General features: G+C 35.7%; 13 protein-coding genes. 9 read left to right on the plus strand and 4 right to left on the minus strand.

What is annotated here, in order from left to right; all coding sequences use genetic code 11:
• Positions 1 to 324: 324 nt before the first annotated feature.
• From ACPYKA_RS13160 to ACPYKA_RS13175, 4 genes are all read left to right on the plus strand, one after another.
• On the plus strand, positions 325 to 444 hold the full coding sequence (locus ACPYKA_RS13160; protein ID WP_336260174.1) for a GapA-binding peptide SR1P: 120 nt from the start codon (positions 325 to 327) through the stop codon (positions 442 to 444).
• Between the two features lie 132 nt (positions 445 to 576).
• Entirely contained in the window at positions 577 to 1,536 is a 960-nt protein-coding gene (locus ACPYKA_RS13165; protein WP_479542713.1) for an NAD(P)H-dependent flavin oxidoreductase, read from the plus strand.
• Positions 1,537 to 2,120: 584 nt separating this feature from the next.
• Complete coding sequence (locus ACPYKA_RS13170; protein ID WP_479542714.1) at positions 2,121 to 2,315, plus strand: hypothetical protein; 195 nt, start codon at positions 2,121 to 2,123, stop codon at positions 2,313 to 2,315.
• A gap of 188 nt (positions 2,316 to 2,503) precedes the next feature.
• Positions 2,504 to 3,310 carry an inositol monophosphatase family protein gene (locus tag ACPYKA_RS13175; RefSeq protein WP_479542715.1) on the plus strand — a complete coding sequence of 269 codons (807 nt, stop codon included), beginning with the start codon at positions 2,504 to 2,506 and terminating at the stop codon, positions 3,308 to 3,310.
• 1 nt (position 3,311) lies between these two features.
• On the opposite strand, the gene ACPYKA_RS13180 is transcribed toward ACPYKA_RS13175, so the two are convergent.
• Positions 3,312 to 3,485: a DUF5325 family protein gene (locus ACPYKA_RS13180; RefSeq protein ID WP_479542716.1), complete on the minus strand. Its 174-nt coding sequence runs from the start codon at positions 3,483 to 3,485 to the stop codon at positions 3,312 to 3,314.
• A 196-nt stretch (positions 3,486 to 3,681) separates the two neighbouring features.
• On the opposite strand from ACPYKA_RS13180, the gene ACPYKA_RS13185 reads away from it, so the two are divergent.
• A complete protein-coding gene (locus ACPYKA_RS13185; RefSeq protein ID WP_479542717.1) occupies positions 3,682 to 3,975 on the plus strand; it encodes a YlaH-like family protein in 294 nt (97 codons plus the stop codon).
• Positions 3,976 to 4,123: 148 nt separating this feature from the next.
• On the opposite strand, the gene ACPYKA_RS13190 is transcribed toward ACPYKA_RS13185, so the two are convergent.
• Positions 4,124 to 4,327, minus strand: coding sequence for a YlaI family protein (locus ACPYKA_RS13190; protein WP_479542718.1), 204 nt, complete (start codon positions 4,325 to 4,327; stop codon positions 4,124 to 4,126).
• Positions 4,328 to 4,440: 113 nt separating this feature from the next.
• On the opposite strand from ACPYKA_RS13190, the gene ACPYKA_RS13195 reads away from it, so the two are divergent.
• Positions 4,441 to 4,710: a hypothetical protein gene (locus ACPYKA_RS13195; RefSeq protein WP_479542719.1), complete on the plus strand. Its 270-nt coding sequence runs from the start codon at positions 4,441 to 4,443 to the stop codon at positions 4,708 to 4,710.
• Between the two features lie 30 nt (positions 4,711 to 4,740).
• Here ACPYKA_RS13195 and ACPYKA_RS13200 read toward each other — a convergent pair whose 3' ends face one another.
• Together ACPYKA_RS13200 and ACPYKA_RS13205 are read right to left on the minus strand one after the other, a co-directional pair.
• Complete coding sequence (locus ACPYKA_RS13200) at positions 4,741 to 5,322, minus strand: YhcN/YlaJ family sporulation lipoprotein (RefSeq protein ID WP_479542720.1); 582 nt, start codon at positions 5,320 to 5,322, stop codon at positions 4,741 to 4,743.
• 1,046 nt (positions 5,323 to 6,368) lie between these two features.
• On the minus strand, positions 6,369 to 6,857 hold the full coding sequence (locus ACPYKA_RS13205; RefSeq protein ID WP_479542721.1) for a hypothetical protein: 489 nt from the start codon (positions 6,855 to 6,857) through the stop codon (positions 6,369 to 6,371).
• Between the two features lie 257 nt (positions 6,858 to 7,114).
• Here ACPYKA_RS13205 and ACPYKA_RS13210 point away from each other — a divergent pair, with 257 nt between their 5' ends.
• From ACPYKA_RS13210 to pyc, 3 genes are all read left to right on the plus strand, one after another.
• Positions 7,115 to 7,408, plus strand: coding sequence for an Fpa/YlaN family protein (locus ACPYKA_RS13210; RefSeq protein WP_479542722.1), 294 nt, complete (start codon positions 7,115 to 7,117; stop codon positions 7,406 to 7,408).
• Between the two features lie 263 nt (positions 7,409 to 7,671).
• Positions 7,672 to 8,850: an FtsW/RodA/SpoVE family cell cycle protein gene (locus tag ACPYKA_RS13215; RefSeq protein WP_479542723.1), complete on the plus strand. Its 1,179-nt coding sequence runs from the start codon at positions 7,672 to 7,674 to the stop codon at positions 8,848 to 8,850.
• Positions 8,838 to 12,281 (plus strand): pyruvate carboxylase, encoded by a 3,444-nt coding sequence (gene pyc, locus ACPYKA_RS13220; protein WP_479542724.1) that lies wholly within the window; start codon positions 8,838 to 8,840, stop codon positions 12,279 to 12,281. The genes ACPYKA_RS13215 and pyc overlap by 13 nt, the downstream gene beginning before the upstream one ends.
• The last annotated feature ends 320 nt before the right edge of the window (positions 12,282 to 12,601 follow it).

The raw sequence follows: 12,601 nt of genomic DNA on the forward strand, positions 1-12,601 counted from the left end.
GACACCGCCCGTTTTGGTACACGCCTATCAAAGATTGGTGGAACAAGACGGGGCGGGGCAATGAGATGCCCCTTAACTTGCAGGCTGTTCAAAACAGAAATGGATTGCGAACGGTAAGTCATGCAAGAATCCCACTCGTTCAAACCTTTGGGTTTGGAGCTAGCGGCTTTAGCCGTGGGAATCTCAAGTAAATGTTACAATTCAATTAAATAACATAATATTTTAATGTGTTATACTAATTAAGGCTTGATTTCCCGAATGTGTCATACTATAATAGAATTAACTTCAACATCTAAATTAATTATTTAAGAGGAGTTGGCTAGTTTGGGGATCATTATTTGTCAACAATGTCAGGAAGTTATTAATTATTATGAAGAAGAAAAAGTGACGAAATTATATAGTACATGTCCAAATTGTAATAATAAAAAGAAAAAATCTAAATAAAATTAGTAATGAAAAGAGTTATACTAAATCTAAGTATAGCTCTTTTTGTATATACAGAATTAATTGTTAGCCAAATTGATTTGATTATTATACGATAAAGATTAAATTAATCATTTTGGAGGAGTACATAATATGAATTGGGAGACGAGTTTTACGCAAGTTTTTAATGTGAAATATCCAATTGTTCAAGGTGGTTTGGCTCATTTAGCCTATGCAGATCTTGCAGCAGCTGTTTCAAATGCTGGCGGACTTGGGCAAATTACGGCAATGAGTTTACCAGGTCCTGATGAGCTAAGAAAAGAAATCAAGCGTGTTCGAACGATGACGGATCAACCCTTTGGAGTAAACTTTGCAATAGGGGGAGGAAGACGACCTTATGAAGAAATGGTTCAAGTTGCAGTGGAAGAAAAAGTTCCAGCCATTTCTGTAACCGGTGGAAATCCAAAAGGTGTACTCGATTTAGTAAGCGGTAACAATATTAAAACGTTAGTGCTTGTAGCGGCAAGAAGGCAAGCTGAAAAAGCGGAAGAACTAGGGGCGGATGCCGTCATGGTTGTTGGTCAAGAAGGTGGAGGCCATATTGGTCGCAGTGATACAGGGACACTAGTATTAACGCCACAAGTTGTAGATCATGTATCGATCCCAGTATTAGCTTCTGGTGGGATCGTTGACGGTAGAGGTCTCATGGCTGCATTTGCTCTTGGCGCAGATGGAATTGAAATGGGAACAAGATTTATTGCAACAAAAGAGTGTGTCCATGCGCATGAAGCGTATAAACAAGAAATCTTGGATGCGGATGAAGAGGCGACAGTTGTTATTAAGCGATCAATTGGTGCCCCTGCACGAGCTCTAAAAGGTAGCTGGCCAGACAAAATATTGGAATTAGAGAAGCAGCAAGCTGGTTATGACGGGTTAAAAGATTATATTAGCGGTAAAGCAAATAAACGTTATATCCATGACGGAGTGAAGGAGGAAGGTTTTGGTTGGGCAGGGCAAGGTGCTGCGAGAATAAATGATATACCTTCTGTAGAAGAACTCATTCAATCGATTATAAATGAGGCGGAGACAATCCGTAAAAAATGGGGAATGTAAAACAGCGCTCAAGTAGCGTTGTTTTTTTATCTGAATGAGGCAGGACCAGAACTAAAACAAGTAATGATTAGACGAACAACACATCAGTCTAGCGTAAGGAATATACGTAGACTCGACTAAAGAATCACGTCCCGGAATCACACTAACATTCTTCCTAACGTAAAAATTTGTGACATCATCGACATTTGTACGTTCTGTATGTTGGATTCTCAGTCGCCACCAGACGGTAAAGGAGATAGTGATGTGAAAGCAAGCGATAGCGCAGATTGAACAGATACAGTGGTTGTCCCAGATGTCTTTCTTAAGCCTGCGGTGAAAGTGAAGTATATTTCCGAAGCGAGTCATTGCAATGCCATAGTTCGGATTTTAATGAAAAACTTATCTCAACCTCATTGCAATTTAGGCACTAGCCAAAACTTACACCCAATGTATTTTTCAAGTTTATAACTCCCTCTTTATGGGAATGAATATTATAAGAAGAAAGGGAATAAAATTAATAAAATACAATAGATAGGTATTTGAAGTACACACAAAATGTAAAAAACATCATATAGATAATACTATCTACAAAGGATGTGAGTGTTATGAAGTATGTAATCGAGCAGGTTAGAAGAAAAGAGAACCGTCAAATGATGTCTGTAGTTCGTATGGAGATTGATTATGAACTTGTAACACTGTTTGATGCCATGCAAGCAGAGAACAAAGAAGAGATAAAAAAATCAAAAGTGAAATTAGGAAACTTAGTAAAAAAAATGAAGACTTTATCAAATAGTAAATAAAAAGACCTCCTTCTAGCGAAAACAATGATTATTACTTTAAAATTTGTTACAATAATCTGTAATTACTATTAAAAAGCTCTACCATACTAAATCAGTGTGACAGTGAGCTTGCGGAATCGTACATTAACAGCATAATGATTAAAGAATAGATACAAACCTGTTAATGTCGATAAACGGAGGCCTAATGCATGGATGTAATTACACGAGAAATTTTGTTTAATCGAGTCCGATCTTGGATGCTTGAAGCTGGTTCTTTTATTCGCCACAAAATTAATGATCCACTTGTTATTAATACAAAATCCAATCCCAAAGATTTAGTTACGGAAATGGATCGCAAAGTGGAATTTTTTTTTGCTAGTAAAATAAAACGACACTATCCAGAACATTTATTATTAAGTGAAGAAGGATATGGTGATAAGTTAGCAGATACTTCTGGTACAGTTTGGATAATCGATCCTATTGATGGTACGATGAATTTTGTAAATCAAAAGCAGAACTTTGCAATTTCTATCGGAATTTACGAACAAGGTGTTGGAGAAATCGGTTTTATTTACGATGTGATGCGAAATAATTTGTTTAGTGCGATGCGAAACAATGGGGCATATAAGAATGATGAGCGACTACCCCATTTAGATAATAACAAATCAATCCATGATTCCATTATTTTCCTCAATCATTATTGGTTAACTGAAAATCGGTTAGTTGATGAAAAAGTGATGCAGCAATTAATTAAAGATGTCCGTGGGACAAGAACATATGGATCAGCAGCTCTGGAATTTGCTTATGTTGCTGAAGGAGCGGCAGAAGCTTACATAACAATGGGGTTAGAACCGTGGGATTATGCTGCGGGTAAAATAATTGTACAAGAAGTTGGTGGTGTGACTACGAATATTATGGGGGATGAGGTTGGGATGTTAGATAGAACCTCTATTGTAACTTGCAACCCAAGTATTCAAAAAACACTCATCGATTATTTAATGAAAGCAAAAAAGTGACCTAATAGTCACTTTTTCTTTTTTGGTATATGCCGAATCCCATGAAACCGAAACCAAGGAGTACAAATAGAATGATTAAAAGATAATTCTGATAAGCCATTGCTACTCCAACCAAACAAAACATAAGTACTACTAGCATTGCAAGTAGTAGCATTGGAAAATTAATTTTTTTCAATTTTTAACACCTCTTGATTAGTAACAATAAACTATATACAACTGTAGTTTGAAATTATTTAAATTAAGCTCGCTCAAACCAAGCTTCATGATAAGTATATAATATTTTATCTAAAAACTAAACATAATTGATGGTATGTAAGCTAAAGATTTAGTATAGTAAGTAGTTGACAATGATAATTTTAGCGGGGGAAAACATGGGCTCAGTTATTTTTAATTTTTACGTCGATAATTTTGGTACGAATAATATTATTTGGTTTTTCTATATTTTAAATCTTATTCTAAGTATAATTGCTTATAAATTAGGCTTTGCACGAGAATTACCTTTATTAAAATCAGCGATTGTTTATATTTTACTTGCAATTGGAGTTATCATTATTACATTTTTTAGCCTAGTAAAATTTCCGATGACTGAAACGCTTATTATAATATCGGTTGTACTTGGAATTTACCGATATAGATTACATAAAGAGCGCAAAGCGAAACAATAAAAGAACTTGAGAAAAAACACCGCATGAATGGTAAAGTGGTGGCGGAAGAAGGAAAAAACCACAAAAAAGGTTCCAAGCAAATTTTTTATAGCTTGGAACCTTTTTATTTAACTATTTTTGGCTAGTTATGTCCCAGCCTCTTTTTAAATTATTTTTTTCCATTGTTCTTTTTTGAATTGTACAGATTAAATTTCCCTGTTCCATGGCGTTCGTTTGTTTTGTGAGCAATTCTTTCATTGCAAGCATTGCATAAATAGGAATGTGCTTTCCGATTGATTAAGCGTTTTGCAAGCAATGAATTGTCTTCAATACTTTCAATTTTATCGCATATTGCACATTGCACATGCACCATATTCACCCTCTAAATTATTATATAAATCCACTATAACATAATGTTTATAAAAATTGGGACAGGGTATTCTATAACTACATAAAACCATTTTTCACTGAGAGGACTGATAAATTATGAAAAAAAGGTATATCCTTCCACTTGTTGGTGCAGCAGCAACAATTGGTGTAAGTTATTTAATAAAAAATAAAAATGAAGATTCGGCTAAAACAACGACCATGAATCCTTATATCCAAGCAGGGATGCCAGATCAATTAGACAGTAGAGATCGGACACAATTGGAAAATGCAAAAATGGTTTCAGAAGGATCCCAATTCGGAGTTCAGTATTTTAATGAACTAGCAGAGGATGAAATGGAAGAATTATCGAAAAAAATATCAGATTAAAATAAGGTGCTTAAAATAAGCACCTTATTTTCATTTTGGAGTTGATTGATCCCTTTGAATGTCTTTAATTTTTTGTCGTTCATCTTCAGGGACTTTTTGTTTATTTTCATCTTCATCTTGCGGGCGATGTTCGGGTACAGGGAAACTTGGCATATAGCGACTAACAATTTCCGCTAATTCATCTACAACGCCTCTTACCGGATAGCCTTGTTGGATTTTATCACCCATTTCACGAATTCGCACGGTCATATCGGCATCTGCTACGACTACTGCTGTTTTCCCGTAAGGATCCTTTTGTAAAGCTTCATTTACAGAGTACTTAATTGTACCTACTCGTTGCCTTTCTACAGACTCATCAATATCGATTCCAACAACGGCATATGGTCCTGCAATTACTGCGGCAGCATCTTTTACATCGGGTACTTCCGTTGCAATAGTCGCTAAGTGGGAAGCGATCTCTTGATTGTCGAGATTTGGATTTTCCTCGTAACTAGATTGTTCTACATGTATCTGATTATTTGGTTGCTCTCTTGGAGGGGCGGCATTATTTTGATTACAACTTGCTAAGATAATCCCTGTGATTATTAATAGTGGAAACAAATAACGATTCATTTTTTAGTCTCCTTTGCCTAAAAGTACACATCTTTAATAATATTGTTAGTAAAAAAACTCCTTTTATACAAAAAATTCATTTACTAAGTAATTTTACTTTTTTAGAAAATAAAGAGACATACATGTAGCGTTCCACTCGGGAGTCGAACAATAGCGGATAGAGAGTTGAGGTTGATATAATTTCTTTGATCGGAACCCTTAATATGTAGTTGAAGGATACTGTGCAGCAATGAAAATTTAAAAACTAGTAACAGCTTCGTTGATTTCCTCTTCCATGCAGTTCGCGCATCCTTAGGCACGGCCGGAATGATTAATTACTATTCGTTACTGTAATCGCAAATGCACAGCGAGTTGGGGAATGATTAACTACTATTCGTTACCGTAATCGCAAATGCACAGCGAGTTGGGGAATGATTAACTACTATTCGTTACTGTAATCGCAAATGCACAGCGAGTTGGGGAATGATTAACTACTATTCGTTACCGTAATCGCAAATGCACAGCGAGTTGGGGAATGATTAACTACTATTCGTTACTGTTAATCGCAAATGCGCAGCAAGTTGGGGAATGATTAACTACTATTCGTTACTGTAATCGCAAATGCGCAGCAAGTTGGGGTATGAATAGCCTTTATTCATTACCGTAATTAGGAGGGCGTATGGGCACGGCCTCCGCTACACAGGACGTGCAAGTGCAAATCTTTACGGTGGAGCGAGCATTTAGCGGAGTCCCAGGTGTTGCGACAAATCTTTACGGTGGGACGAAAGCGTAGCGCCAGGACGTGACCGCTTTTAGCCGACCAGGAGTCGACTGCCCTCCGGCTCCAATCAACTATTGAGGCAGTTGTAACAAACTGTGCAGAGATATTTACCAATAACACCCAGCGCAGTGTATTTCCGTAGCGGTAGGACGGTTGCTATTTTTACTGCACAGTTGATGGTAACTGGCAACATCGTTTAATAAATTAGCCAAAAGAAAAATCCGAACTAAATTTAGTTCGGACTTCAACTTGACTGAAACGCTTGTTTCGGCCTTTTAAAATATTATTATTCGACAATAATTTGATGAATCCCTTTAATAGGGTTATCTTTGTTGGAACCATCACCAAAGATTAAGTGTACAGGTCCATCTTCTTTCAAAGGTTTCCCTTTGATTGCGAAAACGAAATATGCTGATTTAAGCTGCTCAACATCTATTATGACATCATCTTCATTCGTATTTAAAATTACTCGTTTAGCTTCATCATTGATTTCGGTTGTTTTTATAAAATCTTTAATCGGCATTACGTACGAATTGGTTAAAGCTTTTTCTTTCTCGTATCGATTAATACTTTTATTTACCGGTGGTTTGATTTTTGTTTGTGAATAGATTTCTTGATTAAATAATTCAGAAGCTTTTTTTAGTTTATCTTCTTCCTCTGTTTCAGTTCGTTCTTGGAAAGCTTCTTCTAAAATAATTTTTCGATCATCAAAAATCCAAACAGTTGGATCTAATGTAATTGGAAACTGAACATTTCCCTTAATTTGTACTATCATAATTACACCTCTTTTGTAATGTCTTTCTTTAGAATAACAAAAACGACATGGTTTTTCACTAATAAGGAGCTATTAAGAAATGATATTCAAAACATACTTGAAATAATCTTTACGACTAAACCATAAATAATATATTAAGGGCAAAAAACTTGTTTACTATTTGCATTTTACTGCATATAACGATACTATTATTTTAGAGAGCGATGTCCACATTTATAGGTTTACATGTCAAAATGTGATACGGAGGGAAGACACAAATGCCTCAAATAACAATGGATCAGCGTGAAAAGGCGTATGCGCTATTAAAAGCTGATGCCGATAAAATTTTAAGACTTATCGAAGTTCAAATAGATAACTTAATGACACCACAATGTCCGTTATATGAAGAAGTTCTTGATACACAAATGTTTGGTTTATCACGTGAAATAGACTTTGCCGTACGTCTAGATTTAATTACGGAAGCTGAGGGTCGTCAATTACTTGATAACTTGGAACGGAAATTAAATATACTCCACGAATCTGCGAAAAATACAATCGAGTTTAATAAATAATAAATACTTATTAAAACTTTGCTCTTTTTAATTGGCAAAGTTTTTTTAATGTAAAATCCTCTTTTTTCACTCCAAAAATAATCTATTTCCCATTAAAAATGTGAACAAATTGTGAAAAATACAAAAAACCCTTTGAATTAATCTAATTTTCCTGTAACGTTATTATTTAAAATAAATAATGCTCTAGCATTTATTAAGAACTTACCATATAATTTAATATGTACAAGATGTACAAGCAGTCTTAAATGCATGAGGTGTTATGAGTGAAAGAGAAACTAAAAGGCTATGACTATACGTTAATCATAGTTCCACTACTGCTAGCCGGTTTCGGTATTATGATGATTTACAGTGCAAGCATGGTCTCGGCAGTTGTTGATGGATTAGAAAGTACATATTATTTTTATAAGCAAATTCAATGGTTCATCATTGCATTAATCGGCTTTGTTATTTGTTGTTTTTTTCCTTACAAATATTATCAGAAACTTACAAAGTTAATAATTATTTTTAGTGGGATCTTATTAATTTCTGTTCTTTTATTTGGGGAAACAGCTAATAATGCGACAAGATCTATTGAAATATTAGGGTTTAATATCCAACCATCTGAATTTGTTAAATTGGCATTAATTATTTATTTAGCATCTGTTTATTCGAAAAAACAAATGTATATAAAAGATTTTATGCAAGGTGTTTTTCCACCGTTGTTACTTACTTTTTTAATGATTGGTTTAATTGTAATACAACCGGATATTGGAACTGCTTCAATAACATTAATAATTGCTAGTGTAGTTATCATTAGTGCAGGTATACGATTGAAGCATATTGCGTTATTATTATCGATTAGCGCAGTCGGTGTTATTATAGCTTTACCGAAAATGATTACTGAAACAAGAATATCTCGGGTAACTGGAGCGTATCAACCTTTTTTAAACCCTGAAACGGAAGGGTATCATCTAATTCAGTCTTATCTAGCGATAGGCAACGGAGGCCTTAGCGGTGAAGGGTTAGGACAAAGTATTCAAAAACTAGGTTATCTATGGGGAGCACATACAGATTTTATTATGGCAGTAATCGCAGAAGAACTTGGTATTTTTGGAATTGTCATTGTCATTGGATTATTCACTGTACTTACACTTAGAGGACTATTTATTGCTAAGAAATGTACCGATAGCTTTGGTTCTTTAATGGCAATTGGTATTTCATCTATGGTTGCTATTCAAGCGATCGTCAATCTAGGTGCAATCAGTGGAATATTACCCATTACTGGTGTTACATTGCCTTTTATTAGTTATGGTGGCTCTTCGTTACTCGTTTTAATGATCTCAATGGGGATCTTAAATAATATAGCAAGAACTGTTCATTTAAAAGAACAGGAACCAAAAGTAATTGAAACAGAGGAAATAAATACGTATAAACATAGGAGAGGAAGTACATGGCCAATTTAAGAAAAATTAACAAAGTTTTAGCAGCAAATAGGGGAGAAATTGCAATTCGAATTTTTAGAGCTTGTACTGAGCTTAATATACGTACAGTTGCTATTTATTCCAAAGAAGATTCAAGTGCACTGCATCGCTATAAAGCGGATGAATCATATTTAATCGGTGAAGGTAAAAGTCCGATTGAAGCTTATTTAGATATTGAAGGAATTATTGAACTCGCGAAAAATGTTGGGGTAGACGCTATCCATCCGGGTTATGGGTTTTTAGCGGAGAATATTCATTTTGCAAAACGATGTGAAGAAGAAGGAATTATTTTTATTGGTCCTACAAGCGAACATCTAGATATGTTCGGGGATAAAGTGAAAGCGAAAACACAAGCAATAAATGCTGGTCTTCCAATAATCCCGGGTTCAGATGGTCCGGTATCATCGATTTCCGAAGTAGAAAAGTTTGCAGAAGAAGCTGGTTACCCGATTATTATTAAAGCCTCTCTTGGTGGGGGAGGACGTGGAATGCGAATTGTTCATCATAAAGGCGAGTTAACAGAAGCCTACGATCGTGCACGTTCTGAAGCAAAATCTGCATTTGGGAATGATGAAATTTACGTTGAAAAATTTATTGAAAAACCAAAACATATTGAAGTACAAGTTCTAGGAGATGAACAAGGTAATATTGTTCATTTATACGAAAGAGACTGTTCCGTACAAAGAAGACATCAAAAAGTTGTCGAGGTTGCCCCAAGTATTTCATTGTCCGCAGAATTAAGAGACCGGATTTGCGATGCTGCCGTACAATTAGCTAAAAATGTTGGCTATATCAATGCTGGAACGGTTGAGTTTTTAGTAACTGGTGATGAATTTTACTTTATCGAGGTAAATCCACGTGTCCAAGTGGAACATACGATTACAGAGATGATAACTGGTGTTGATATTGTCCAATCGCAAATAAAGATCGCTGAAGGACGTACACTTCATGATCCAGTGGTGGGAATTCCCGAACAAGAAGGCATCCAGACAATTGGATATGCGATCCAATCTCGTGTAACAACGGAAGATCCATTAAATGACTTTATGCCTGATACAGGTCGTATTATGGTATATCGTTCAGGTGGTGGGTTTGGAGTCAGATTAGATGCAGGTAATGGATATCAAGGAGCCGAAATTTCTCCTTATTATGATTCCTTATTAGTAAAAGTTTCTACTTGGGCATTAACATTTGAACAGGCTGCCCAAAAAATGGTGAGGAACTTAAAAGAATTTCGTATTCGAGGTATTAAAACGAATATACCATTTTTAAAAAATGTAATTTTGCATGAAAAATTTGTTACAGGAAAAAACGATACTAACTTTATTGATGACACGCCAGAACTTTTCGTGTTTCCAAAACGAAAAGACCGCGGAACGAAATTATTAACGTACATCGGTGATATGACGATCAATGGTGTTGACGGTGTTCCAAAAAAACAAAAGCCGATTTTTTCTTCGGTACATATTCCACATGTTAACCATCTGGAAGAAATACCAAAAGGAACAAAACAATTATTAGATGAACATGGTCCAGAATATGTTGCAAACTGGTTAAAAGAACAAGAAAAAGTATTGCTAACAGATACAACTTTTAGAGATGCACACCAATCAATTTTAGCAACTAGAGTAAGAACAAAGGATTTGGAGAATATCGCCGAGCCAACTGCCCGTCTTTTACCTGAATTATTCTCTGTTGAAATGTGGGGAGGAGCTACATTTGATGTTGCCTATCGTTTCTTAAGAGAAGACCCATGGACAAGGCTCTTAAGTTTAAGGGAAAAAATGCCCAATATGTTATTCCAAATGTTATTACGAGCAAGTAATGCAGTTGGATATAAAAACTATCCGGATAATGTTTTATTTTCATTCGTGGAGGAAAGCGCAAAGGCAGGAATCGATGTTTTCCGAATTTTCGATAGTCTAAACTGGCTAGAAGGAATTAAACCAGCAATCGAAGCGGTTAGAAATAGTGGGAAAATTGCAGAAGCATCTATTTGTTATACTGGAAATTTACTCGATAAAGGTCGCGGTAAGTATGATTTAAATTACTATACGAACCTGGCAAAAGATTTAGAAGCTTCTGGAGCGCATATCTTAGGAATAAAGGATATGGCCGGTTTACTGAAACCAGAAGCTGCCTATCAATTAGTAACAGAACTGAAAAACTCTTTAGATATTCCGATTCATTTACACACACATGATACAAGTGGAAATGGTATTTATATGTATTCACGTGCGATTGAAGCGGGAGTCGATGTAGTCGATGTAGCAGCTGGATCGATGTCTGGTTCTACTTCACAACCTAGCGCTCAGTCTTTATATCATGCACTAGAAGGAACAAAACTCCAGCCAGAAATAAATATTGACCATTATGAAGAACTCTCAACGTATTGGGAGGGAATTCGTGAATACTATCAAGATTTTGAAAGTGGCATGAAATATCCGCATACAGAAGTGTATTTTCACGAAATGCCTGGTGGTCAGTACAGTAATCTACAGCAACAAGCAAAAGCTGTTGGCTTAGAGGAGCGCTGGGATGAAGTAAAGAAAATGTTCCGGACAGTAAACGATATATTCGGTGATATCGTAAAAGTAACTCCATCATCAAAAATTGTTGGAGATATGGCCCTATTTATGGTACAAAACAATTTAACTGTAGACGATATTTATGAACGTGGTGAATTTATGGACTTCCCCGCTTCTGTTATTGAATTCTTCCAAGGGGATATAGGACAACCTTATGGAGGCTTCCCTGAAAAATTACAACAAATCATTTTAAAAGGAAGAGAAAAAATAGAAGTCAGACCAGGGCAGCTACTAGAACCAGTAGATTTTGATAAACTACGAAAAGAACTATATAATAAACTTGGTAGAGAAGTAACGAGTTTTGATGTGATTGCTTATGCACTTTACCCAGACGTATTTATGAGTTACCATAACTTTACGACCACATATGCAGATGTATCTGTATTGGATACACCAACATATTTTTACGGCATGCGTCTTGGTGAACAAATTGAAGTAGAAATCGAACAAGGGAAAACATTGTTCATCAAACTTGTTTCGATTTCGGAACCTCGTTCTGATGGTACACGTGTAATGTACTTTGAGTTAAATGGTCAATCTCGTGAAATTATTATTAGGGATAAAAGTATTACTTCGCAAGTAGTTGAACTACCGAAAGCGGATAAAGAGAACCCGAAAGAGATAGGTGCTACAATGCCGGGTACTGTCGTAAAAATTCTCTGTGCTGAAGGAGATAAAGTAGAAAAAGGTGATTACTTACTAATTACAGAAGCGATGAAAATGGAAACGACAATCCAGGCTCCGTTTAAAGGAGTAATAAAACGAATTCACGTAAATGATGGTGCCGCAATTTCAGTAAATGATTTACTGATTGAGTTTGAATAAAATATTTTAAATGAGACTTGAACAAAAATATTTTTACTCATAATGAAATCCGAACTTTAATACAAATTTTTTCAAGCAAAATTTGTATTAGTTCGGATTCTTCATTTCGTTGCTTTTATACACTTTATCCATAAACCGTGACATAACTTAAGTTGATAATTTATCGATCAACCTAGCTACTGCACCGTTGATTTCCGCCTCCGGGTAGTACGCTTTCCGCGGGCACGGCTTCAGCCTCCGAAGCAGAAACCCACTGCTTCTGAGTCTTCAGACACGTGCTTTTCCCGCAGGAGTCGACTGCCCTCCGGCTCCAATCAACC

The organism is Pseudogracilibacillus amylolyticus (SeqCode), from assembly GCF_051918545.1.
GTDB lineage: Bacteria > Bacillota > Bacilli > Bacillales > Amphibacillaceae > Pseudogracilibacillus.